The following is a 22,882-nucleotide window of genomic DNA, read 5'->3' as shown; positions in this document are numbered from 1 at the left end:
TTCACCCGTTTTGAGAGAGCCATGGTATTTCTAACGATTTCGACGCTGCTGTTTGGATTATTGGGCCTTGCCCTGTTCGGCCCGGTGGGGCTTTTGATTGGCGGTGCCTTCGGCTTCTGGATCGCCCAGCGCGCCGTGCGCCGGCTGCTGACCGCCCGCTTGCAGATCGAGCAGGGGTATCTGGAGTCGGTGTTTTCGGTCATGGGCTGCCTCTGCCAGGCCGACGGTCGCGTCAGCGACGGTGAGCGCGACATCGCCGAGCGCCTGTTCACCCAGATGCGTTTCAACGACGCCCAGCGCCGCCAAGCGCGCGCCGCCTTCGAGCGCGGCCGGGCCGACGATTTCGACCTCGAGGCGGAGCTTGCCACGGTCGGGCAGCTGACTCGCCGCCAGCCGATGCTGCGCCAGATCTTTTTGCAGGTACAGCTCAACGCCATCGCCGCCGACGGCGAGATTCACGACGACGAGCGCGCGATGATGATGCGCGTGGCCCGCGGCATCGGCTGCAGCGACACCGAGATTCAGCAGCTCGAAGCGATGCTTGAGCGCGCGGCCAGCAACGGCCAGGCGACCAGCGAGGCCTCGCTAAAGGATGCCTACCGGGTGCTTGGCGTCAGTGAAGAGGCGAGCGACGCCGAGATCAAAAAGGCCTACCGTCGCCTGATGAGCCAGAACCACCCGGACAAGCTGGCCGGCAAGGGCCTGCCCGAGAGCATGCGCGACATGGCCCAGCAGCGCACCAGCGAGATCAGTAACGCCTTCGAGCGCATCAAATCCGCCCGCGAGGCGGGCTCGAGCGGTTAGGATCGAACGCAGCCGCCCTTCATCGCCGACTAACATGACGCTCCGACCTTAAAAGGAAGTGACCCATGATCACACTTTACGGATACCCCCATTCCCGCTCGCTGCGCGCGGCCTGGACCCTCGAGGAGCTGGGCGTCGAGTATCGCTGCCAGCACGTGGCGCTGGACAAGGGCGAAGGCCGCGCTGAGGCGCACCTGGCACGCCACCCGGATGGCAAGGTGCCGGTGATTGAGGATGGCGATTTGGTCCTGTTCGAGTCTGTCGCCATCTGCCGCTACCTGGCCGAGCGCTACGGCGACGACACGCTTTTTCCCGGCCCCGCCGAAGGGCGTGCCGAGGTCGACCAGTGGCTCTGTTTCGTGACCACCGAGCTTGAACAACCGCTTTGGAATCACGCCAAACACACCTTCGCGCTGCCCGAAGAGCAGCGTGTGGCCGCGGTGATCCCCACCTGCGCCTGGGAGTTTTCCCGCGCGCTCAAGGCGCTCGAGCGCCGCTATCAGGGCCAGACGTATCTGGTGGGGGAACGTTTCACGCTGGCGGATCTTTTCCTCGCCCATACGTTGAGCTGGGCGAAGAGCATGAAGTACCGCCTGCCGGACACGCTCGAGCGCTATATGACCGCGCAGCTCGAGCGCCCCGCCATGGCCCGCGCCGTAGCGCAAGAGAAAGCCGCCGCCGAAAAGGCCGGCAGCGAGGCGACCGGCTAAGTCGTTTCAAACAAGTCATTCAAGACAAGTCGTTCCATCCAGGTCGCTCGATGGGCGCTGGTCACGCTTTTAGCACCGACCTACAATGACGGCCTCGCTTTCAAGGGATTCAACGATGCCGCCCTCCAGGCCCGTCTTGCTGTTCGACGTCTTCAAAACCCTGCTCGTCTTCGACGGCGACCACGTCGATGCGAGCACCTTCGTCTTTCTCGCCGACTGGCTGCGCTACCGCCAAGTCTTCATCGAGGCGCCAAGGCTCGAGCAGCGTTTCTGGGCGATTACCCGGGAGCAGCTCGACGCCGCCGGCGGTGAGGCGCCGGACGTCGACGTGCACCGGGTATGGGAGGCGCTGCTCGCCGAGGCAGACGTGCCCGCCGCGCGCCGCGACGTGCTGGCGGCGGATCTCGCTTTGACCTATCGCCAGATCACCACCCGCGAGATCGGCCTATGGCCGGGCACGCGCGCGATGCTCGACGCCTGCGCGGCGGATTTTTGCCTTGCCATCGCTTCCAACACCCAGCGCGCCTATACCGAAGCGGAGCTTTCCATGCTCGGGCTGTGGGACGACTTCGAGCTCGTGCTGTTTAGCTCCGACGTGAAGGCCTGCAAGCCGGACCCGGCCCTGTTTCGCGCCGCACTCGACGCGCTCGACTGCCCCGCGGACAACGTCATTTACGTGGGGGATAACCCTTTCGATGACGTGCTGGGCGCCAGCCAAGTCGGCATTCCGACGATTTTGCTCGATCGCGGCACCCAGGCGCCAGAAGGCGTGGCGCTGCCGACACCGCTGGCCACGATCAAGGACGGCGACCCGCAGGCGGTGGCCCGCATCGCGCGCCAGCACTTCGGTTTGGAAAGCGCCCCGTGAAGCGGCTGAGCGCGGCACAGGTCGAAGAGCGGCTCACCGCTCGCCAGAACGACTGGGTCGACTTCGTCGGGTGCGAACTCGAGGCGGTCAACTTCGGCAATCCGCACTACGCTACGCTGCTCGAGCGCTTCGATTTTCGCGACGCGCGGCTTTTTCGCTGCACCTTCACCAACGCACAGCTTCGCGACGCGAAGTTTCAGCAGGCCGAACTCATCGACTGTGATCTGCGCTACGCCGAGTTCGAGCGCGTCTCTTTCAAGCGCGCACGGCTCAAGGGCTGCGACTTCTACCGGGCGCGGCTAGGGATGAATACCGTGTTCGAAGCTTCGGACATCAGCGCCTGCTCGCTGCATCTGGCGGTGTTCGACGGCGTGGCGCTACCGCGAGGGGCGATCGAGGAAGGGTTCAAAAGCGGACTATTGCAGGAGCGCGAGGAGGACTTCGCCGCGTTTCACGCCGATTTGGCGGCGCGCGGCCGGGGCGACGATCCCATACGCACCCCGCTGCATTTGTCGCGCCGCCACCGCGAGGCGGCGGATATCTATCGCGCGCTTTCGGCCCACTGGAGCGCCAAGGGCAGCACGCGGGATGCGGGCTGGGCCTACTATCACGCCCGCCGACTGGAAACGCGGGCGGTACGCCCGGACCAGGTGTGGCGGCGCCGGCGCATCGAACGTGAGCTGGATACGCCAACGCGCCCGGGGCTCTTTCGTGCGACGCTGCGCTGGTTGCTGGGCACCAGCGCCGACCTGGTCGCCGGTTTCGGTGAAAGCCCGCTGCGCGTGATGGTAACGCTGCTGGTGGTGATGCTCGCCTTCGCCGGGCTCTACGCGGCGACCGGCGTGGCAGGCGCACAGGGCGAAACGCTGAACACGCTCAACGATGCGCTGTTGTTCAGCGCCCAAGCGATGACCGCCTCGCTCGATGCCGAGCTTTCGAGCCGCTGGCTGAAGTGGGCCACCACGCTCGAAACGACGCTCGGCATTACGCTGCTCGGACTTTTGGGGTTTTGCCTAGGCAATCGGCTGCGAAACGCCTGAGTGGTAAGTCTCAAGAAGGCCGACGCACCAGCGTCAGCCAGTAATCCTCCAGCGAGCGAATCGAGTCGATGAACTGCTCGATGTCCACCGGCTTGACGATGAAACCAGCGGCGCCTAAATCGTATGAGGCGACGATGTCCGATTCGGCTTCCGACGTGGTCAGCACTACCACGGGTATCTGACGCAGGGTGTCGAGCGATTTGACTCGCTCCAGAAAGGCTCTCCCTCCCATGCGCGGCATGTTGAGATCCAGCAGAATTAGATCCGGCCTCGGTGCATCGCCATGAACTCCCTCGTGCTGTAAAAACTCGAGCGCCTCTACACCATCACCCACGTCATGCAGTTCCACCATCATCTGACCTTCGTTGAAGGCCATTTTGGTCAAGTGGACATCGGCGGGCTCATCTTCCACCAGCAGCACGACAAAATTACCGTTCCTCATGATTTGCTCCTCCAAAGGGCAGATCGAACACGAAACAGGCTCCACCGTCCTTGCCATCTTCGACGACAATACGCCCGTCGGCCTCGCGAAGGGTCTTCACGACCGTGGCAAGCCCTACCCCGGTGCCAGGGTAGGCATCGCCGTTGGGTACTAGCCGAGTAAACATATCGAACACCTGCTCACGATACTCCGGCGCAATGCCTTGACCGTTATCGATAACCCGGTAGTAGGCGCGCCCCTTGCTTACAGTGCCGCTGACGATCACTTCAAGAGAACGTGCCGGGTCCCGGTACTGCCAAGCGTTATGCAGCAGCAGTTTGAATATTTGAGTCAAAAGCCTGTAATCGAAATACGCCTTTGGCAGCGCGCCATCAACGGTCAGGCTCTCCGATTCACGCAGCGGCTCGAGCAAAGGATCGTGTCGATAGAGTTCATTGAGCAGCTTCGCGACGTCGACCCGCTCATTGATGACCTTGGTGTTACCGACACTCAAGTAGCGCTGAACATCCCCGACCAGTTCGCTCAGCCGCTGGGCCTGAGTGCTGATGAAATGAATCGCCACACCCTGGGCCGAATCCGCTGGCTCTGACGATGACGTTCGAAGCTGACGGGCAAAGCTCACCAGCCGGCGGCTCGGCTCCTGGAAGTGGTGCGCCATTGCCTGACTCAAACGCTCGAGTTCCTGATTTCGAAAAGAGAGTTCATCGATCAGGCGCACGTTCTCTCGCTGGGCCCCGCGCAGCCGTACCAAAGCCAGGATCAGCAGAAGGATCACGAGCGCCTGAGCCAGCGCTCCGCCTATCCAGAACCAGCGGGCTCTCTCTCGCGCGCGACTCAGCGCGGCCATTTGAAGATCCACTTGTTGCTCAACGGACTCAACGTAGCGCCGCTCGGCGGTGCCCTCGGCAAAGCTCAAATCGACAATAGTAGAAAGCACCGTTGAACGACCGTTGTCGTCGAAGGGCTGTGTGTACACACCCACCACGTTGATACTGCCATCGGCCAGCCGGTGGCGAAATATCAAATGGTTACGTTCCTCCCTGCTGACGCGATTCAACTCATCGCGTATTTGCTCTTGGGTAAACGTATTGATCTCATTGATATTCATGCGCTCCAGATCGGAGTAGCCGTAGAACGCCTTCGCTGCCGGGTTGGCACGCACGATATCGCCATTGTCGGTGGCTACCATCCACATCGGCACGGAGCTTTTCTCGAAAAATTCGTCGAAGGTGGGCTGCGCTTGACCTTGTGACGCGACGAGCGACAGCGCCACCGTTAGCGCAAGGCCAATCCCACGACGAAAAAACCGATTCATGACGCCTCCACTGCCCGTTCGGGCAACGTGAAATGAACGACGCTCCCCTCTCCGCGGCCCGGCGAGGTAATCCAAATATGCCCTTCATGATGTTCGACGATCTTGCGACACACCGCCAGCCCCACCCCGGTGCCCTCGAATTGGTCGCGCCCGTGCAGACGCTGAAACACCTTGAACAGCCGCGGGATCTGATCCGGATCGATGCCGATGCCGTTGTCGGCAACGGTGATATAAAACTCCTCTTCACGTCGCCGGCAATCGATGCGCACCTCGACCGGGGCGTCAGCGGCGTGATACTTGAGCGCGTTGCCGATCAGGTTTTGAAACAGGCGCGTCATTTCATCGTGGCTTGCGCGAGTCGCGGGCCACTCGCCCTCGACGCGGATCGTCGCGTTGGCCTCTGCCACCGCCGGGGCGAGAAAATGCAGCGCTTCATCGAGGGTCTTACGCAGCGCCACCTCGGTGAAGGCTTCCCCCTGGCGTCCAACACGGGAGTACTCCAGCAGAGAGAGCAGCATGTCATCCATGCGTTTGGCGCCATCGCTCATGTAATGCAGCATGGTCTGTCCGTCAGCGTCGAGCTGAGCGCCCAAGTGGCGCTTTAAAAGCCCGGCGTAGCTGGTCACCATGCGAAGCGGCTGGCGCAAATCGTGGGAGGCGGCGTAGGCGAAGTGCTCGAGTTCGGCGTTGGATTTTTCCAGCGACTCACGGTAAGCGTCGCGCTCTTTTTGCAGCTCGTGGCTTTCGGTAATGTCACGCAAATAGCCATGCCACATCGTGCTGCCGTCCTCTAGCCGCTCAGGCACGGCGTTGCCTTCGATCCAACAAAGTCCTTTAACGGGGTGATGAACGCGGAATATCTCGCTCCAAAGCGTTAGCTTGTCGGTGGAGGCCTCGATACTGGCCGATACACTCGCCAGATCATCGTGATGAATAATCGCAAAAACCTGATTAACGTCCCGGTTGGCCTCTTCCGGCGTAATACCATAGACCTCCGTCATGCCCTCGCTTGCGTAGGGAAAACTCATGGAGCCATCCACGCCCCGCCAGAACTGATAGATCGTACCGGGTAGGCGTGCACTGAGTTTTGTAAGGCGCTCGTGGCTGACGCGCGCCTGCGTTTCGGCTTCCTTGCGGGCATCGATATCGATATGGATGCCCGCCATCAACAGCGGCGCGCCCTCCGGGTCTCGGGCCAGAACCCGCCCGCGCGAATAGACCCAAATGTAGCGCCCGTCGCGATGGCTCAGGCGAAACTCGACGGTGTAGGTTTCGGCGCTACCGTCGACGTGAGCCGAAAGCGCTTGGCGCGCCCGCTCAAGGTCTTCCGGGTGACAAAGCCGCTCCCAGGTGCCGATCGTGACGGGCGCCAGCTCCTCGAGCGTATAGCCGAGCATTTCGGCCCAGCGCTCGTTGAGGTGCAGCTCATCGGTTTTGACGTTCCACTCCCAGGAACCCGCTGAGGTGCCCCACATAATGCCGTTGAGCGCCTGCTGCTGCTGGCGCAGCTTGGCCAAGCGCTGTCGGCTTCGCCAGTAAACGTAGGCCAAAAGAATCAGCGAGGCGATCAGCCCCGTTAGAAGCGCCAGCGTTAACCAATCGCCTGTGAAGAGGGGCGACGTGCTTTGACGGACGGTGTCACCGGCGTACAGAGCCACCGGGTAAAACGTACCTATGAACGCAAATCCGCGGCACCAGGCCGCTTTTTGTATTTTATTGGTTGCACGCCGTGAGCTCACGCCGCCTCCTCGCATTGATAGTGTCTTTCAATGCGTATCGGCCAACTCGTCTTAAACGTTAATGCATATCCGGTTTCGACCGCTGTTTTTGGCCTCGTAGAGAGCGATGTCGGCGCGGGCGAGGGCGCTGTCGGGGAGTGTATCGCTGCTTTCTAAAGCCGCTACGCCGATACTGGTGGTGACCTTGAGCGGCTCGTCGAGGCCTGGCACGGGTATGGCCATTGCCTCGACGGCGCGACGCAGCTTCTCGGCGGCGACCTGGGCGCCGCTGACATCGGTATCCGGCAACATGACCGCAAACTCCTCGCCGCCAAGCCGGCCAAACACATCCATCTTACGAAGCTCTGCGCTGACGGTATCGGCAAAGCGTTTGAGTACGGCATCGCCAGCGCCGTGGCCGTAGCGGTCGTTGACGCTTTTGAAGCGATCCAGGTCGAACATCACCATGCAGGTGACGTAGCCTTGCTTGCGTTTGACTCGGGCAAGCTCGCGCTCGGCCAGGTTCATGAAGCTGCGTCGATTGAGCTGGCCGGTCAGCTCGTCGTGCATGGCAAGTCGCGTAAGCTCAGCTTCCATGGCCTTACGCTCGCTGATGTCCTGCTGAACACCGACCAACCTCAAAGGATTGCCCTTGAGATCACGGCTAATGATATGGCCGGATTCGAACACCCAGATCCACTGGCCATCGCGATGTTTCATGCGAAATTCACACTGGTAGCTGGCCTGTTCACCCTTTAAGTGACTGTCGATCGCGGACTTGAGCGTGGCCATATCTTCCGGATGAACGCAGTCCAGCCATTCATCCGCACTCTGGGGCAAATCGGCATACTCCCGCCCGTAACCAAGCGTGGCTAACCAGCGCTCGCTGTAGATGAACTCGTTGCGATCGAATAACCAGTCCCACACGCCCAGATTACCGCCCTCAATCGCAGCAGCCATCCGCTCCTCGGAAAGTACCAGTCGTTGCTCCAGCTTGGCACGGCTGATGGCATAGCGAATCGCGCGGTTGAGTGAATCAGCGTCTATTTTGCCTTTGATCAGATAGTCCTGCGCCCCGGCTTCGAGCACCTGGAGCGAGAATTCGGCGTCGTCGTAACCCGTCAGCACCACGATAGGAATGGTGCCGACCGTCTGTTTGCACGTTAAAACGGTTTGAATGCCGCTGGTATCGGGAAGGCTCAAGTCCAGCAAAACAACATCGGGCGGCGAGGTCGATTCCTGCAAGGAATCACCAAGAGCACTCAGGCTATCAACCCAGACCAGCTCGCTTTCGCGATGGTCATACTTGAAGATGTACTGGATGAGTGCGGCGTCGCCGGGGTCGTCTTCCACCAGCACGATCGAGAGCTGACTGGATGTCTGGGTCATGGTAAGCCTTCCGCGTTGTCGTCTGGCAAGACTGCGCAGAAGCGGCTCCAGAGTCAAGCGACGTCAATTGCTCACTTTTTACGCTCGATATCCACACTGTCGGCCTGAGTAAAGTCGCCCAGCGCCATCATGTGGCCGAGCTTGCCAGCCTTGGTGGCCAGGTACTGCTCGTTGTGCGGGTTGAGCCCGGTGGTGATGGGCAGGCGCTCGACGACGTTGACACCGTCTTTGGTCAGAGCGGCGACCTTGCGCGGATTGTTGGTCATCAGCTTGAGCGCTTTGATCTCTAGGTGTTCGAGCATCGGTACGCACAGATCGTAGCGGCGCAGGTCGGCGCCAAAGCCCAGCTGCTCGTTGGCCTCGACGGTATCGGCGCCCTGGTCCTGGAGCGCATAGGCGCGAATCTTGTTCAAAAGCCCGATACCTCGCCCCTCCTGGCGCAGATACAAGAGCACCCCGCGCCCCTCTTCGGCGATGCGCTTGAGCGCCTCCTGGAGCTGATAGCCGCAGTCGCAGCGCATCGAGAAAAGCCCGTCGCCGGTCAAACATTCCGAGTGCACGCGCCCCAGCACCGGCTCATCGCTTGTCACGTCGCCAAGGGTCAAGGCGATATGATCCTTGCCCGTCGCCTCGTCCTCGAAGCCGTGCATGGTGAAGGTGGCCCAGGGCGTGGGGAGCCGACAAGCGGAAATGAAGCGGATGGTCACGAATTACCTCGCAAATCGACTGGAGCCGTCAACGATGTGAGTATCAAAGCGCGATAGTCTATCAAAAAGGCGCGCCGGTCTCACGGCCTGCGCCGCGCCGGCTATCCCGAAGCGCACCACCTCGCCTACAATAGGGCAAATTTCTCAAGAGCAGGCGTTTATGTCTTCCGTTGCGACTCCCCCTCCCTTGCACAACGACCGCTTTCTTCGCGCGCTCACCAAAGAGCCGGTCGACCGCACGCCGGTGTGGATGATGCGCCAGGCCGGGCGCTACCTGCCGGAGTACCGCGAGCGCCGCGCCCAGGCGGGCAGCTTCATGGATCTGTGCCGCAACCAGGAGTTCGCCTGCGAGGTCACGCTGCAGCCGCTGGAGCGCTTCCCGCTGGACGCGGCGATCCTGTTTTCGGACATTTTGACGATCCCCGACGCCATGGGCCTGGGGCTCTATTTCGAAACCGGCGAAGGGCCCAAGTTTAAAAAGACCGTGCGCACCCCGGAAGAGGTTGCCTCGCTCAGCGTGCCCAACGCCGAGCGCGACCTTGATTACGTAATGCGCGCGGTCTCCACCATCCGCCGCGAGCTTAATGGCCGGATGCCCCTGATCGGCTTTTCCGGCAGCCCCTGGACGCTGGCCACTTACATGGTCGAAGGCGGCTCGAGCAAGGATTTTCGCCACCTGAAAACCATGCTCTACGATACCCCGGACACCATGCACCAGTTGCTGGATACGCTGGCCCACGCGGTGACCGACTACCTCAACGCCCAGATTCGCGCCGGCGCCCAGGCGGTGCAGATCTTCGACACTTGGGGTGGCTCGCTCTCCACGCCCGCCTATCTCGAGTTCTCGCTGCGCTACATGGAGCAGATCGTCTCGGGCCTGATTCGCGAGCACGAAGGTCGCCGGGTGCCGGTGATTTTGTTCACCAAGAACGGCGGGCAGTGGCTCGAGGACATCGCTTGCGCCGGCTCCGATGCGGTGGGGCTCGATTGGACCACCGAGCTCAGTGATGCCCGCGCGCGCGTCGGCCACAAGGTGGCGCTGCAGGGCAATCTCGACCCCAACGTGCTGTTCGCCCGCCCGTCCGCCATTCGCGCCGAGGTCGCGCGGGTGCTGGAAAGCTACGGGCACGGGGCGGGCCACGTGTTCAACCTGGGTCACGGCATCAGCCAGTTCACCAACCCGGATAACGTGAGCGCCTTCATGGAGGCACTTCACGAACTCAGTCCACAGTATCACCAGAACGACACCGGAGACGTTCGATGAGCGATTTTAATCAGGACCAGTGGTTTACCGAAGTATTCGACAGTCACGGCAGCGCCTTTTCGATGAAGATCACCGAGAAGCTTTGGGACGTGCAGAGTGACTATCAACACCTCGAGGTGTACGCCACCGAAACCTACGGCAACCTGATGGTGCTCGACGGCTGCGTGATGCTGACCGACCGCGACAACTTCCTCTACCACGAGATGATTGCTCACCCGGCGCTTTACACCCATCAGGACCCGAAGCGCGTGGTGATCATCGGCGGCGGCGACTGCGGCACGCTAAAAGAAGTGCTGCGCCACGAAGACGTCGAGAAGGTCACCCAGATCGATATCGACGAGGAAGTCACCAAAGCCTCCGAGCGCTTCTTCCCGGCGCTGGTCGAATCCAATAGTGATCCGCGCGCGGAGCTTCTGTTCGCCGACGGCGTAAAGTGGGTCGATGATGCCGAGGACGAAAGCATCGATGTTCTGATCATCGACTCCACCGACCCGGTCGGCCCGGCGGAAGGGCTGTTCAAGACCGACTTTTTGAAGCGCTGCCACCGGATTCTCAAATCCGGCGGCGTACTGGTGCAGCAAAGCGAATCGCCGCTTTATCACTCGGGCTCGATCATTCGCGAGCTGCGCACGGACATGCAGGCGGCGGGCTTTGAAAGCGTGGCCACCCTGCCCTTCCCGCAGCCGGTCTACCCGTCCGGCTGGTGGAGCGTGACGCTGGCCGGCAAGGGGGTAAGCGTTGAAACCTTCCGCGAAGAGGCTGCCGCCGGCCACGAAATGCCGCTACAGTACTACACGGTAGAGGCGCATCGCGGCGCCCTGGCGCTGCCGCCTTTCATGCGCGCCGCCTTCGCCTAGCGCTCATCGAACGGGCAGCACGTTGACGAGGCCGGGCATTGCCCGGCCTTTTTGGTGGTTTTTTGCAGATCGCACGACCCCCAACCAGAGAGGGCAATAACAATGAACAATCAATACCGATACCGCGGTGTGGCCGGCGTGCTGGCGGCGGGGCTGTTACTCCCGGGGCTTGCGATGGCCAGCACGCTCGAAACGGTCAAGGAGCGCGGGGCGCTGCGCTGCGGGGTCAACGCCGCCCAGCCCGGCTTTTCGGCGCTGGACGATGAAGACACCTACCGGGGGCTGGATACCGACATCTGCCGGGCGGTGGCCGCCGCCGCGCTCGGCGAAGGCGCGCGCGTCGAGTTCGTGCCGCTCGATTCCGTCGAGCGCTTCGCCGCTCTTCAGTCCGGCGAGGTCGATGTGCTCGCTCGCACCACGACCTGGACCTCGAGCCGTGATACCACGCTTGGCCTTCACTTCACAGGGGTGAGCTACTTCGATGGCCAAGCGTTCATGGTGGCAAGCGACCTGGGCGTGCAGAGCGCCCGCGAGCTCGATGGGGCGGCGATATGCACCCAGTCCGGCACCACCAGCGAGCTCAACCTGGCCGACTATTTCCGCCGCCACAATATGGCGTTCGAGGCGGTGGTATTCGACGCGCCGGAACAGTCGATCATCGGCTTCGAAGAGGGTCGCTGCGACGTGCTGAGTTCGGACTCTTCGCAGCTTTACGCCCAGCGCATGCAGCTTGCCGACCCAGACATGGCGGTGGTGCTGCCCGAGGTCATTTCGAAAGAGCCGCTGGGCCCGGCGGTGCGCCAGGGTGACGATCAGTGGTTCAACATCGTCAAGTGGTCGCTTTATGCGCTGCTCAACGCCGAGGAGCTGGGCGTGAGCCAAACCAACGTCGACGAAATGCTCGAGGATGACTCACCTGAGGTGATGCGTCTTCTGGGCCGCGACGGCGATTTTGGCGAGGGGATGGGGCTTAACGCGGACTGGGCATATCAAATCATCAAGCAGGTCGGTAACTACGCCGACGCCTTCGATCGCAGCGTTGGCGTGGGCTCACCGTTTAATATTGGCCGCGGGCTAAACGCGCTATGGAAAGATGGCGGTTTGCAGTACGCCCCGCCCATTCGCTAGGCGCGCCGGCGCTATTTGACTGTTTTTACTGAGCGAATTTCAAACAAGCGTTTGGAAGCCGCACTAAAAGTGGGCAACGCGTAGCCGATTGCGCACCGTTTTACAGCACAACTTTGGTCATAACGTTGGCGCTTTTGCGTTGAAAAGCGCTGAATGAGTCGACAGGCCCTTTCTGGCATCTTCCTTGCTAGCGTTATGGGTGTCGTAGATCGATGCCTATAACGATATTCAAATAACGAGGACGGGAAACACCATGTTCAATAAAAAAAACGCGGTACTGCTGGCCTCCGCCGGTGCTCTCACCCTATCCGGTGTAGCGAGCGTTCAGGCGGACGTATTGGAAGATACGCGCTCACGAGGCGCCGTGCAGTGTGGCGTCAGCGACGGCTTGCCGGGCTTCTCAGCCCCCAACGATAGCGGCGAGTGGCAGGGGCTCGACGTCGATATCTGTCGCGCCGTGGCCGCCGCGGTGCTGGGCGATGCCGACGCGGTCAACTACATCTCGCTCAACGCCGTCGAGCGCTTCACCGCGCTGCAGTCCGGCGAAGTCGACGTGCTGTCGCGTAATACCACCTGGACCACCACCCGCGACACGACGCTGGGCCTCAACTTCGCCGGCGTCACCTTCTACGACGGCATCGGCTTCATGGTCAACCGCGACTTGGGGCTCAGCGGCGCCGATGAACTCGACGGCGCGGCAATCTGTATTCAATCCGGCACCACCACCGAGCTCAACGTGGCGGACTACTTCCGCGCCAACGACATGGCCTTCGACCCGATCGTTTTCGATACCTCAGAGCAAACCGTTGGCGGCTTCCAGTCCGGGCGCTGCGACGTGCTGACCTCGGACTCCTCCCAGCTGGCCGCGCTGCGCATTCAGCTCGACGACCCGGAAGGCGCCGTCATTCTTCCGGACATCATTTCGAAAGAGCCGCTGGGCCCGGTGGTGCGCCAGGGCGACGACACCTGGTTCAACATCGTCAAGTGGTCGCTGTTTGCGATGCTCAACGCCGAAGAGTACGGCATTAGCTCTGAAAACGTCGACGACATGATGGACAGCGAAAACCCGGACGTCGCACGCATCCTGGGGCAGGATGGCAACTACGGCGAAGGCATGGGTCTTGAAGCCGACTGGGCCTACAACATCATCAGCCAGGTCGGTAACTACGCCGAGATCTACGACCGTAACGTCGGCATGGACTCACCGCTTGAGATCGAACGCGGTATCAACGCGCTGTGGAACCAGGGCGGCTTCCACTACGCACCGCCGATTCGCTAAGCGTCTCGCAAGACCCGGCCCGCCGCGCATCGCCCGGCGGGCCGTTTGATCGATTCTGCCGTATCGCGGAGACGCCTTCATGTCAGCAAGACCAACCACTCGCCCGGTGGGCCACAAGCCCCCCTTCTGGCGAGACCGCGCCAAGCGCGCGCTCATTTTTCAGGTGCTGGTGGTAGCGGCCGTCGCCGTCTTTTTGCTCTATATCGTGGGCAACACCCAGCAGAACCTGGCCGCCCGCGGCATCACCACGGGCTTCGGCTTTCTGGACAACACCGCCGGGTTTGGCATCGTTCAGAGCCTGATCGACTACTCCTCGCAGAGCACCTACGGGCGCACCTTCTTCGTCGGGCTGCTCAACACGCTGCTGGTGGGCGGGCTTGGCGTGCTCGCGGCGACCATCATTGGTTTCGTCGTCGGGATCGCCAGGCTCTCGCCCAACTGGCTGATCGCCAAGCTGGCCGCCGCCTACATCGAGACCTTTCGTAATATCCCGCTGCTGCTGCAGATCTTTTTCTGGTACTTCGCCGTACTGCGCACGCTCCCCGGCGCCCGCGATAGCGTGTCGCTGGGCGAGGTCATCTTCTTGAACGTGCGCGGGCTCTACCTGCCCAAGCCGCTGTTCGAGTCCGGCTTCGGGCTGATTCCCGCTGCTTTTTTGGTCGCGATCGTCGCCAGTATTGCATTGCTCGTGTGGAACAAGCGCCGCCACGAGGCCACCGGTAAGCGCCTGCCCGCCTACTGGATAGCGCTTTTACTGCTGATTGGCCTGCCGCTTTTGGTGCTGCTCGCCACCGGCGTGCCGATCACCTGGGACGTGCCGGCACTGGGCGGCTTCAACTTCCGCGGCGGCGTGACGGTGATTCCGGAGTTTCTGGCGCTGTGGCTGGCGCTTTCGATCTACACCGCCTCGTTCATCGCCGAGATCGTGCGCTCGGGTATCCAGGCGATCTCCCACGGCCAAACCGAAGCCGCTCAGGCGCTGAGCCTGCCGCGCAATCTGATTCTGCGGCTGGTGGTGGTGCCTCAGGCGATGCGAGTGATCATTCCGCCGCTCACCAGCCAGTATTTGAACCTGATCAAGAACTCGTCGCTGGCGACGGCCATCGGCTATCCGGATCTGGTATCGGTGTTCGCCGGTACCACGCTGAACCAGACCGGCCAGGCCATCGAGGTCATCGCCATGACCATGGCGGTCTATCTGACCATCAGCCTTACGGTTTCCATGTTCATGAACTGGTTCAACGCCCGCGTGGCGCTGGTCGAACGCTAGGCGAGGATGACACCCATGATTCACAATAAAACCATGATCGACCAGCGCCCGGCGCCGAAAAGCACCATTGGCCCGATGGCGTGGCTGCGCGGCAATCTTTTCAACGGCCCGGTCAATACGCTGTTCACGCTGGTCGGGCTCTACGTGCTGTACCTGCTGGTGGTACCCACCGTGCAGTGGGCGATCATCGACGCCAACTGGGTCGGTACCACGCGCGAGGACTGCACCCGCGAAGGCGCCTGTTGGGTATTCGTCAAGGCGCGCTTTACCCAGTTCATCTACGGGCTCTACCCGCGCTCGGAGCTTTGGCGCGCCAACATCGTCTTCGTCGGCTTTTTCGCGCTGATTGCCTGGCTTGCCATTCCGCGCCTGCCGCTCAAGCGCTGGGTGGCGGTGTTCGCGCTGGTGGTGTTCCCGGTGATCGCCTACGTGCTGCTTCACGGCGGCCATTTCGGCCTGCCGCGGGTGCCGACCCACCGCTGGGGTGGTCTGATGCTGACGCTGCTGCTGGCCTCGGTCGGCATGATCGGGGCGCTACCGATCGGCATCGTGCTGGCACTCGGGCGGCGCTCGAGCATGCCGATCGTCAAAAGCTTTTCGGTGGTGTTCATCGAGTTCTGGCGTGGCGTGCCGCTGATCACCGTGCTGTTCATGGCCTCGGTGATGCTGCCGCTGTTTCTGCCCTCGGATCTCTCCGTCGACCGGCTGATCCGCGCGCTGATCGGGATCACGCTATTTCAAAGCGCCTACATGGCCGAAGTCATTCGCGGCGGGCTGCAAGCGATTCCGCGCGGCCAGGACGAAGCCGCTGCCGCACTCGGCATGACCTACTGGAAGCGCATGGGGCTGATCGTCATGCCCCAGGCACTAAAGATGATGATTCCCGGCATCGTGAACACCTTCATATCGCTTTTCAAGGACACGACGCTTGTGATGATCATCGGCCTTTTCGATCTTCTGGGCATCGTGCAGGCGGCGCTGTCCGACTCGCGCTGGCTGGGCTTTTCGCTGGAAGGCTACGTGTTCGCCGCGTTCGTGTTCTGGATTTTTTGTTTCAGCATGTCGCGCTATAGCCAGTATCTTGAGCGCCGCCTCAACACCGGCCACAAGCGCTAACGCCGCCCCCTTTCAAGGATAACCTCATGAGTGAAGCAGCTTTAAAACCTCAGGATTCGATGGTCGAGATGCGCGGCGTCAACAAGTGGTACGGCGACTTTCACGTGCTGCGCGATATCGACCTCGACGTAAAGCGCGGCGAGCGCATCGTCATTTGCGGGCCCTCGGGCTCGGGCAAGTCCACCATGATCCGCTGTATCAATCATCTGGAGGAGCATCAACAGGGCGAGATCGTCGTCGGCGGCGTGCCGCTCACCCAGGACGTCAAGCGCATCGAGCAGGTGCGCCGAAGCGTGGGCATGGTGTTTCAGCACTTCAATCTGTTTCCGCACCTCTCGGTGCTGGAGAACTGCTGCATCGCGCCGATGTGGGTGCAGAAAAAATCACGCCGCGAAGCGGAAGCCCAGGCGATGCAGTACCTGGAGCGGGTGCGCATCGCCGAACAGGCGAAAAAGTACCCGGGCCAGCTTTCCGGCGGCCAGCAGCAGCGCGTGGCGATCGCCCGCTCGCTGTGCATGCACCCGGACGTGATGCTCTTCGATGAGCCCACCTCGGCGCTCGACCCGGAGATGATCAAGGAGGTGCTCGACGTCATGGTCGAGCTTGCCGAGGAAGGCATGACGATGCTCTGCGTGACCCACGAAATGGGCTTTGCCAAGACCGTGGCGGACCGGGTGATTTTCATGGACCAGGGCCAGATTATCGAGGAGAACGCCCCGGAGCCGTTCTTCAACGACCCGCAGTCCGAGCGCACCCAGCTCTTTTTGAGCCAGATCCTCGGCCACTAAGCGCTTTTGTCGACCAGCGTGATGCTGGCAGGCGCAAGCGGTGTCTGGTCCCGATGGCCGGTGAGCGGCTTACCGGCCAGCGCGGTGAGCAGTATCTGCAGCGGGTCGCCGTGGCTGACCAGCAAAATCGTCTCGCCGCTGACCCGCGCCTCCCACGCCGCAATCACCGCCTGCATGCGAGCCGCTACCCGGGCGACCGGCTCGACCCCGTGCGCGGCGTGCTCGGCGTCTGAGTCATCGAGCACCCATACGCCCTGGTAACACGCCACTTGCTGGCCGTCGAACTCGCCAAAATAGCGCTCGCGCAGACGCTCGTCCTTTTCCATGGTTACGCCCAGCGCATCCGCCACCCGGCGCGCCGTCTCGGTGGTACGTAGAAAGTCCGAGTGCACGATGCGCGTAGGTACCGGCCAGCCCCAATTTTCCACCACCTCGGCAAGCTGACGCTCGCCGGTTTCGGAAAGCCCGAAGGCATCGAGCCCGCGCTCGGGAGAGCTAATGATCAGCCCCTGCTCGTTGGCCTGGCTATGGCCGTGACGCATCAGCAGATAGCGGTTGCGCCAATGGTAGTAGGAGCCCTGTAAAGTGCTTGACATATGTTTGTCACAAACCCTAGGTTGAAGAAGCGTCGTTTTCGAAAAACAAGCATTAAATGCGCAGTAACGAAACCACAAGCGAGCTGGACGCCGTAGTAACGCTCAAAAGCGCGCGCCGGCCATAAAAAAACAGCCATAACACGTCTTCATAAAAACAAACTACCTTCGAGGTTTCCATGAAAAAGCTTCTCTCATCCAGGCCCGCGCTGTCATGGGCGGCGGCACTGCCTCTTGCGCTACTCTCATCCACAGCGTTTGCCGAATGCGAACGTGGCGACCTCGACGCCATTTACTGCGATGAAAATGGTGACATGGTCGCCGACCGCCCTGCCGACGAGTCCGAATGGGCCAACCCGGACACGCTGATTTTCGCCTATACCCCGGTCGAGGACCCGGCCATCTACTCCGATATCTGGCAGCCCTTCATCGAGCACTTGTCCGAGGTGACCGGGCGTGACGTGCGCTTTTTCGCCGTGCAGTCCAACGCCGCTCAGGTCGAAGCGATGCGCAGCGGCCGGCTCCATATCGCCGGCTTCTCGACCGGCCCCACGCCCTTTGCCGTGAACCTGGCAGGGGCGGTGCCGTTTGCGTTGATGGGCTCCGACGACGGCCAGTTTGGCTACACCCTTCAGCTTTTCACCCACGTCGACTCCGACATCGAAACCGTCGAGGACCTCAAGGGCAAGCGCGTCGCGCATACCTCGCCGACCTCCAACTCCGGCAACCTCGCCCCACGCGCGCTTCTGCCCGAGCTGGGCGTCACCCCGGACGAGGATTACGAGGTCGTTTACTCCGGCAGTCATGACCAATCGATGCTCGGCGTAGTGGCGCGCGATTATGACGCCGCCCCGGTAGCCTCGGAAGTGGTCGAGCGCATGGCCGCTCGCGGGCTTTACGACGAAGAGGACGTGCGCCTGATTTACGAGTCCGACCGCTTTCCTACCACCTCCTATAACTACGCCTACAACCTGCACCCGGATCTGGTCGAAAAGATCGAAGAGGCGTTTTTCAGCTTCGACTTCGCCGGTACCGAGCTTGGCGAGGAGTTCGAGGGCGTAGAGAAGTTTATCCCGATCAACTACAAGGATAACTGGCAGGTGATTCGCACCATCCAGGCCGCCAACGGCGTGACCTATACGCCCGAGAATATGGAAGAGTAAATCGCGCCGCGCCTCAGGGCGCGGTTTGCTGGCTGCCGATGGAAGCGACAACATGCTGGAAATAAAGAATCTGGTCAAACGCTATGGCCACAGCGAGCCCGTGCTCAAGGGGCTCGATCTCAAGGTCGAAGGTAACAGCGTGGTGTCCATCGTGGGCGCCTCGGGCGCGGGCAAAAGCACGATGCTGCGCTGTATCAACCGCCTGGTGGAGCCGACATCGGGTTCCATCACGCTCAATGGCGTCGAACTCGTCCATTTGAAAGGCGCCGAGCTCAGACGTGCCCGGCGCAAAATCGGCATGGTCTTTCAGGGCTTCAACCTGCTCGACCGGCTAACGGTGATGGAGAACGTGCTGGCCGGCCGCCTTGGCTACGTCAATCTGTTTCAGGCCATCTCCAGACGCTACCCGCAGGAGGATATCGACCGCGCCTTTCACCTGATGGAGCGCGTGGGCATCGCCCACTACGCCAACAAGCGCGCCGACGAGCTCTCTGGCGGCGAGCGCCAGCGGGTCGGCGTGGTGCGTGCGCTGATGCAGGAGCCGGACGTGTTGCTGGCCGATGAACCGACCGCCTCGCTCGACCCGCGTACCTCCGAGCAGATCATGGTGCTGTTGCAAAGCCTGGCCAGTGAGCTTTCGCTGCCGGTACTGATCAATATCCACAACGTCGCCCAGGCCAAAACCTATACCGAACGTATCGTGGGGCTTCGCCACGGCAAGATGATTTTCGACGGTGAACCGGCGGCGTTCAACAAGGACGCACTCGACGAAATCTATGGCGGCATCGAGGCGCCGGACGGCGACATCACCGCAGAGCCTGCCGCTTCGGAGACGACGCATGACGCCCACTGAGTCTTCGGCCCCACGCCGGTGGAAAAAACCGCCGTTCATCGCTAACCCGTTGGTGCGCTACGGCATTTTGATCGTCGCCGCGGCGTATTTGATCTGGGCGTTTGGCTCGCTGCCGTTCAACTGGGCGCGCATCAGCGAAGGCGTACCGCGGGCGGCACGCATCTTCAGCGGTGGCTTTCCGCCCAACTTCGACCGCTTCGAGCTGCTGTTGACCGGCTTCAAGGAGAGCTTCCAGATCGCGATTCTGGCAACGCTGCTGGGCGTTTTGCTCTCGATTCCTTTCGCCGTGATGGCGGCGCGCAATATCGCTCCGATGCCGATCTACCTGGTCGGGCGCGCGATCATCATCGTATCCCGCAGCTTTCATCCGGTGATCGTGGCGATTCTGTTCGTCGCCGCGGTGGGCTTTGGACCACTGGCGGGCATTTTGACGCTGACGCTCTACTCGATCGGCTTCGTCGGCAAGCTGTTGGCCGAAGAGATCGAGGAGATCGAATGGGGGCAGGTCGAGGCGATGCGCGCCTCGGGGGCGGGCTACCTGGCGACGCTGTTCTACGCCGTGTTCCCGCAAATACTGCCGCGCCAGATCGGGCTCTCCATGTATCAGCTCGATAGCAACCTGCGCGCCTCTGCCGTGGTCGGTATCGTCGGCGCCGGCGGTATCGGCGGCACGCTGATGAACGCCTTCGGGCGCTACGACTACGACTTCGCCTTCGCGATTCTCTTAGTGATCATCGCGGTGATTTTGTTGAGTGAAGGTATCAGCGGCTGGGTGAGGAAAAAGATATGGTAGATCACGCCGAACAACTCGCCGACCGCGTTTGGCAACGTTTTGATCGCAAGGAGCGCCTGATTCGCTACGCGGTGCTGCTCGCCACCTTGATGCTCGTGGTCTGGGCGTTGAGCGATATCGATATCTTCTGGCCCTGGGTGTGGGACGCGCCCAATCAGATCTCCGGGCTGGCGGCGCGTATGTGGCCGCCGAGCCCGGCGGGCTTTGCCAACATCGTAAGTGCCCTGCTCGAAACCGTGCACATCGCCACGCTCGCCACCTTCCTGACCATCTTTCTCGCGCTGCCGGTAGCCTATATCGCCGCGCAGAACACCACGCCCAACCGGGCGTGCCTATGGCTTGGGCGCTTCATTCTGGTCTCGAGCCGCTCGGTGAATACGATCATCTGGGCGCTGCTGTTCGTGGCCATTTTCGGCCCCGGGGTGCTGGCGGGGATTCTCGCCATCGTGTTCCGCTCGATCGGCTTCATCGGCAAGCTGATGGGCGAGGCGATCGAGGAGATCGACCGGCGCCCGGTCGAGGCGATGGAGGCAACCGGCGCGTCGAAAGCCAAGGTGATCGCCTACGCTATCGTGCCCCAGGTGATGCCGGCGTTTTTCGCTATCGTCATTTTGCGCTGGGACATCAACATTCGCGAATCCACCGTGCTGGGGCTGGTAGGCGCCGGCGGCATCGGCGTGATCCTCCAGGGCGCGATCGATACCTTCGCCTGGCCGACGGTCGCAACGATTCTGCTGGCGATCATCGTGCTCGTGCTGATCGGAGAGGCGCTGACGAGCGTCTTGAGGCGCAAGGTGCTTTAACGCGGCCAGCGGTTGACCGAACGTCGATCGCTTGCCATGTTTAATCAACCACTAACGACACGGAGGACGTTTGATCATGCCAACTTACATTGTGGTGGCCGACGCAGGACGCGCGCGCATCTTCACCCATGCCGCGAACAAGCTCACCGAGAAGGAGAGCCTGGTGCACGCCGAAGGGCAAATGCACGAGGGCGATCTGGTGACCGATAGCCCCGGGGCAGATGTCCACACCGGCTCACAGGGCTCGGCCCGCTCCTCCGCCGAAGGCGGCGAGGCGCTCGAGCATGAAAACGAGATGTTCGCCAAGCAGGTCGTGAAATACCTGTTCGACGCACGCACGAGCAATAAGATGGATGAGCTGATCCTGATCGCCGCGCCCAAGTTTCTGGGTCTTCTGCGCGACAAGCTCGACAAGCCGACTCAGAAGATGGTGACGCATACGCTCTCCAAGGATTACACCAAGGCCTCGAGCGATGAGATCGAAGAGGCGATCAAGAAGCTCTGATCCTGTCGGGCGTAGCCCCGGGTAAAATTAACTCATGTTAAGGCCGCTCCTGCCGATAACTAATGCGCTGCTTTTACTGGAAAAAATAGTGTCATCTGTTAATCGATCAAGAGAGCGGCCGACTGCTGGGCGTCATCGGCGGCGACATCGGTATCGAAGACGTAGTGGACATCGTCACCGGGATCCAGCCGACGCCCTCGAGCTTCGCCTTTTTGGTCGCCAACGACGGCACCATTGCGGCGCATCCGGACAGCGCGCTTGCGCTCGAGCCTTCGACCGTGCTCAACGAGCAGCTCGACCCCGCCTTTCTAAAGAACCTGGAGAGCAGCAACACGCCGACGCCGCTGGTGCTCGATCAGCGCTATAACCTGCTGATGGCGCGCGACGTCGGGCTCGGCAGCGGCTGGGAGCTGGTCGTCGCCATGGACAAGCAGGAAGCGACCGCAGGCCTTCGCGCCATCGCCTTCTCATCGCTGGCCACACTGGTCATCGTGGCGGTGCTGACCGCGCTCGGCCTTGGCGTACTGCTTTCGCTATTGCTGCGCCCACTCAAGGGCGTCGGTCGCGAGATGGACAACATCGCCTCCGGCGACGGCGATCTGACCAAGCGCCTGCCGGCCACGGGCAAGGACGAAATCGCCCGCATTGCCGGCGCCTTCAACCGCTTTGCGGACAAGATGGAAACGGTGCTGATCGACGTGCGCACCAGCAGTGAAACCGTTCACCACGCCGCCAGCGAAATTGCGCTGGGCGGTCAGGACCTTTCACGGCGCACCGACCAGACCGCCGCGAGCCTGCAGCAGACCTCGGCCTCCATCGAGCAGATCAATAGCACCGTCGGCCAAACCGCCGCCTCGTCAAAGGAAGCCAACACGCTCTCTCAGGCCGCCTCCGACGTCGCCCACCGGGGCCGTGAGGATGTCTCTCGGGTCGTCTCGACCATGGAGGAGATCACCCGCGCCTCTGATCGCATCGGTGAAATCGTTGCGCTGATGGACGGCATCGCCTTTCAGACCAACCTTCTGGCGCTGAACGCCTCCGTCGAAGCGGCGCGGCCAACGATATCAAACGAGTCATCGAAGACTCCCAAGCCAAGGTGCATAGCGGCACGTCGCTGGTGCGCCACGCCGGCGACACCATGCAGGAGATCGTGACCAACAGTGCGCGCATCACCGACGTGCTCGCCGAAATCGCCGCCGCCACCAGCGAGCAGAGCGACGGTATTCAGCAGGTCAATATCGCGGTGAACGATCTTGATCGCATGACTCAGGAGAACGCCGCCATGGTCGAGGAGTCGACCACCGCCGCCGAGCAGTTAAAAGAGCAGGCCGACCATCTGGCCCGTACGATTGCGAGCTTCACCCTCTCGGCGACCACGCCAGCACTCGGCTCTGCGCGCCAAACCGCGACACTCCTCGCCGCCCCATCACAACCCGCGTTCTAAAAAACACATCTCTTGAACCCACCTGCGGCGCTC

General features: G+C 61.7%; 22 protein-coding genes and 1 pseudogene. 17 read left to right on the top strand and 6 right to left on the bottom strand.

Annotated features, from left to right (window positions below):
* The first annotated feature begins 21 nt into the window (after window positions 1–21).
* The 4 genes from djlA to ACGLWX_RS11805 all read left to right on the top strand — a co-directional run bounded on the left by djlA (window position 22) and on the right by ACGLWX_RS11805 (window position 3,422).
* Complete coding sequence (gene djlA / locus ACGLWX_RS11820) at window positions 22–804, top strand: co-chaperone DjlA (protein WP_396239919.1); 783 nt, start codon at window positions 22–24, stop codon at window positions 802–804.
* Window positions 805–869: 65 nt separating this feature from the next.
* The gene (locus tag ACGLWX_RS11815) at window positions 870–1,514 is read left to right on the top strand and encodes a glutathione S-transferase family protein (RefSeq protein ID WP_396239917.1); all 645 of its coding nucleotides are present in this window, start codon (window positions 870–872) and stop codon (window positions 1,512–1,514) included.
* 115 nt (window positions 1,515–1,629) lie between these two features.
* Window positions 1,630–2,382, top strand: a complete 753-nt coding sequence (locus ACGLWX_RS11810; RefSeq protein WP_396239915.1) for an HAD family hydrolase — start codon at window positions 1,630–1,632, stop codon at window positions 2,380–2,382.
* Window positions 2,379–3,422 carry a pentapeptide repeat-containing protein gene (locus tag ACGLWX_RS11805; RefSeq protein ID WP_396239913.1) on the top strand — a complete coding sequence of 348 codons (1,044 nt, stop codon included), beginning with the start codon at window positions 2,379–2,381 and terminating at the stop codon, window positions 3,420–3,422. The genes ACGLWX_RS11810 and ACGLWX_RS11805 overlap by 4 nt, the downstream gene beginning before the upstream one ends.
* Before the next feature lie 10 nt (window positions 3,423–3,432).
* Here the strand turns inward: ACGLWX_RS11805 and ACGLWX_RS11800 are convergent, their stop codons facing one another.
* The 5 genes from ACGLWX_RS11800 to ribA form a co-directional block, all read right to left on the bottom strand.
* Window positions 3,433–3,864: a response regulator gene (locus ACGLWX_RS11800; protein WP_396239911.1), complete on the bottom strand. Its 432-nt coding sequence runs from the start codon at window positions 3,862–3,864 to the stop codon at window positions 3,433–3,435.
* Window positions 3,851–5,179, bottom strand: a complete 1,329-nt coding sequence (locus tag ACGLWX_RS11795; protein ID WP_396239909.1) for an ATP-binding protein — start codon at window positions 5,177–5,179, stop codon at window positions 3,851–3,853. The genes ACGLWX_RS11800 and ACGLWX_RS11795 overlap by 14 nt, the downstream gene beginning before the upstream one ends.
* Window positions 5,176–6,918, bottom strand: coding sequence for a PAS domain-containing protein (locus ACGLWX_RS11790; RefSeq protein ID WP_396239907.1), 1,743 nt, complete (start codon window positions 6,916–6,918; stop codon window positions 5,176–5,178). The genes ACGLWX_RS11795 and ACGLWX_RS11790 overlap by 4 nt, the downstream gene beginning before the upstream one ends.
* Window positions 6,919–6,969: 51 nt before the next feature.
* Window positions 6,970–8,286, bottom strand: a complete 1,317-nt coding sequence (locus ACGLWX_RS11785) for a diguanylate cyclase (protein ID WP_396239905.1) — start codon at window positions 8,284–8,286, stop codon at window positions 6,970–6,972.
* Between the two features lie 71 nt (window positions 8,287–8,357).
* Window positions 8,358–8,993: a GTP cyclohydrolase II gene (gene ribA / locus ACGLWX_RS11780; protein WP_252108195.1), complete on the bottom strand. Its 636-nt coding sequence runs from the start codon at window positions 8,991–8,993 to the stop codon at window positions 8,358–8,360.
* Window positions 8,994–9,153: 160 nt separating this feature from the next.
* Between ribA and hemE the strand changes: the two genes are divergently transcribed.
* From hemE to ACGLWX_RS11745, 7 genes are all read left to right on the top strand, one after another.
* Entirely contained in the window at window positions 9,154–10,257 is a 1,104-nt protein-coding gene (hemE, locus tag ACGLWX_RS11775) for a uroporphyrinogen decarboxylase (RefSeq protein WP_396239903.1), read from the top strand.
* Complete coding sequence (gene speE / locus ACGLWX_RS11770; protein ID WP_396239901.1) at window positions 10,254–11,114, top strand: polyamine aminopropyltransferase; 861 nt, start codon at window positions 10,254–10,256, stop codon at window positions 11,112–11,114. Before hemE ends, speE begins: the two co-directional genes overlap by 4 nt.
* 102 nt (window positions 11,115–11,216) lie before the next feature.
* Entirely contained in the window at window positions 11,217–12,242 is a 1,026-nt protein-coding gene (locus tag ACGLWX_RS11765) for an amino acid ABC transporter substrate-binding protein (protein ID WP_396239899.1), read from the top strand.
* Window positions 12,243–12,495: 253 nt separating this feature from the next.
* The gene (locus tag ACGLWX_RS11760) at window positions 12,496–13,521 is read left to right on the top strand and encodes an amino acid ABC transporter substrate-binding protein (RefSeq protein ID WP_396239897.1); all 1,026 of its coding nucleotides are present in this window, start codon (window positions 12,496–12,498) and stop codon (window positions 13,519–13,521) included.
* A gap of 79 nt (window positions 13,522–13,600) precedes the next feature.
* Entirely contained in the window at window positions 13,601–14,791 is a 1,191-nt protein-coding gene (locus tag ACGLWX_RS11755; RefSeq protein WP_396239895.1) for an amino acid ABC transporter permease, read from the top strand.
* Window positions 14,792–14,806: 15 nt separating this feature from the next.
* On the top strand, window positions 14,807–15,907 hold the full coding sequence (locus ACGLWX_RS11750; protein WP_252108189.1) for an amino acid ABC transporter permease: 1,101 nt from the start codon (window positions 14,807–14,809) through the stop codon (window positions 15,905–15,907).
* 59 nt (window positions 15,908–15,966) lie between these two features.
* On the top strand, window positions 15,967–16,695 hold the full coding sequence (locus ACGLWX_RS11745; protein WP_252108488.1) for an amino acid ABC transporter ATP-binding protein: 729 nt from the start codon (window positions 15,967–15,969) through the stop codon (window positions 16,693–16,695).
* Here the strand turns inward: ACGLWX_RS11745 and ACGLWX_RS11740 are convergent.
* Window positions 16,692–17,291, bottom strand: a complete 600-nt coding sequence (locus ACGLWX_RS11740) for a histidine phosphatase family protein (RefSeq protein ID WP_396239893.1) — start codon at window positions 17,289–17,291, stop codon at window positions 16,692–16,694. The genes ACGLWX_RS11745 and ACGLWX_RS11740 overlap by 4 nt on opposite strands.
* A 176-nt stretch (window positions 17,292–17,467) precedes the next feature.
* On the opposite strand from ACGLWX_RS11740, the gene phnD reads away from it, so the two are divergent.
* From phnD to ACGLWX_RS11710, 6 genes and pseudogenes are all read left to right on the top strand, one after another.
* Entirely contained in the window at window positions 17,468–18,451 is a 984-nt protein-coding gene (gene phnD / locus ACGLWX_RS11735) for a phosphate/phosphite/phosphonate ABC transporter substrate-binding protein (protein ID WP_252108187.1), read from the top strand.
* 52 nt (window positions 18,452–18,503) lie between these two features.
* A complete protein-coding gene (gene phnC, locus ACGLWX_RS11730) occupies window positions 18,504–19,304 on the top strand; it encodes a phosphonate ABC transporter ATP-binding protein (protein WP_396239891.1) in 801 nt (266 codons plus the stop codon).
* The gene (gene phnE / locus ACGLWX_RS11725; RefSeq protein ID WP_396239889.1) at window positions 19,291–20,097 is read left to right on the top strand and encodes a phosphonate ABC transporter, permease protein PhnE; all 807 of its coding nucleotides are present in this window, start codon (window positions 19,291–19,293) and stop codon (window positions 20,095–20,097) included. Before phnC ends, phnE (ACGLWX_RS11725) begins: the two co-directional genes overlap by 14 nt.
* On the top strand, window positions 20,091–20,900 hold the full coding sequence (gene phnE, locus ACGLWX_RS11720; RefSeq protein ID WP_252108184.1) for a phosphonate ABC transporter, permease protein PhnE: 810 nt from the start codon (window positions 20,091–20,093) through the stop codon (window positions 20,898–20,900). The genes phnE (ACGLWX_RS11725) and phnE (ACGLWX_RS11720) overlap by 7 nt, the downstream gene beginning before the upstream one ends.
* Before the next feature lie 76 nt (window positions 20,901–20,976).
* Complete coding sequence (locus ACGLWX_RS11715) at window positions 20,977–21,405, top strand: host attachment protein (protein ID WP_396239887.1); 429 nt, start codon at window positions 20,977–20,979, stop codon at window positions 21,403–21,405.
* Window positions 21,406–21,779: 374 nt separating this feature from the next.
* A pseudogene (locus ACGLWX_RS11710) lies at window positions 21,780–22,849 on the top strand (methyl-accepting chemotaxis protein).
* Window positions 22,850–22,882: the final 33 nt, after the last annotated feature.

This window comes from Halomonas sp. HMF6819, assembly GCF_044335525.1.
In the GTDB taxonomy this organism is placed as follows: Bacteria; Pseudomonadota; Gammaproteobacteria; order Pseudomonadales; family Halomonadaceae; genus Vreelandella.
Note: the sequence above shows the minus strand (reverse complement) of the source record. Positions and strands in the feature narration are given on the sequence as shown.

Bases quoted from the DNA above. Each gene is read 5' to 3' on its own strand.
- djlA (WP_396239919.1), top strand. From the start codon at position 22: ATGGTATTTCTAACGATTTCGACGCTGCTGTTTGGATTATTGGGCCTT.
- ACGLWX_RS11815 (WP_396239917.1), top strand. From the start codon at position 870: ATGATCACACTTTACGGATACCCCCATTCCCGCTCGCTGCGCGCGGCC.
- ACGLWX_RS11810 (WP_396239915.1), top strand. From the start codon at position 1,630: ATGCCGCCCTCCAGGCCCGTCTTGCTGTTCGACGTCTTCAAAACCCTG.
- ACGLWX_RS11800 (WP_396239911.1), bottom strand. From the start codon at position 3,864: ATGAGGAACGGTAATTTTGTCGTGCTGCTGGTGGAAGATGAGCCCGCC.
- ACGLWX_RS11795 (WP_396239909.1), bottom strand. From the start codon at position 5,179: ATGAATCGGTTTTTTCGTCGTGGGATTGGCCTTGCGCTAACGGTGGCG.
- ACGLWX_RS11785 (WP_396239905.1), bottom strand. From the start codon at position 8,286: ATGACCCAGACATCCAGTCAGCTCTCGATCGTGCTGGTGGAAGACGAC.
- hemE (WP_396239903.1), top strand. From the start codon at position 9,154: ATGTCTTCCGTTGCGACTCCCCCTCCCTTGCACAACGACCGCTTTCTT.
- speE (WP_396239901.1), top strand. From the start codon at position 10,254: ATGAGCGATTTTAATCAGGACCAGTGGTTTACCGAAGTATTCGACAGT.
- ACGLWX_RS11765 (WP_396239899.1), top strand. From the start codon at position 11,217: ATGAACAATCAATACCGATACCGCGGTGTGGCCGGCGTGCTGGCGGCG.
- ACGLWX_RS11760 (WP_396239897.1), top strand. From the start codon at position 12,496: ATGTTCAATAAAAAAAACGCGGTACTGCTGGCCTCCGCCGGTGCTCTC.
- ACGLWX_RS11755 (WP_396239895.1), top strand. From the start codon at position 13,601: ATGTCAGCAAGACCAACCACTCGCCCGGTGGGCCACAAGCCCCCCTTC.
- ACGLWX_RS11750 (WP_252108189.1), top strand. From the start codon at position 14,807: ATGATTCACAATAAAACCATGATCGACCAGCGCCCGGCGCCGAAAAGC.
- ACGLWX_RS11745 (WP_252108488.1), top strand. From the start codon at position 15,967: ATGGTCGAGATGCGCGGCGTCAACAAGTGGTACGGCGACTTTCACGTG.
- ACGLWX_RS11740 (WP_396239893.1), bottom strand. From the start codon at position 17,291: ATGTCAAGCACTTTACAGGGCTCCTACTACCATTGGCGCAACCGCTAT.
- phnD (WP_252108187.1), top strand. From the start codon at position 17,468: ATGAAAAAGCTTCTCTCATCCAGGCCCGCGCTGTCATGGGCGGCGGCA.
- phnC (WP_396239891.1), top strand. From the start codon at position 18,504: ATGCTGGAAATAAAGAATCTGGTCAAACGCTATGGCCACAGCGAGCCC.
- phnE (WP_396239889.1), top strand. From the start codon at position 19,291: ATGACGCCCACTGAGTCTTCGGCCCCACGCCGGTGGAAAAAACCGCCG.
- phnE (WP_252108184.1), top strand. From the start codon at position 20,091: ATGGTAGATCACGCCGAACAACTCGCCGACCGCGTTTGGCAACGTTTT.
- ACGLWX_RS11715 (WP_396239887.1), top strand. From the start codon at position 20,977: ATGCCAACTTACATTGTGGTGGCCGACGCAGGACGCGCGCGCATCTTC.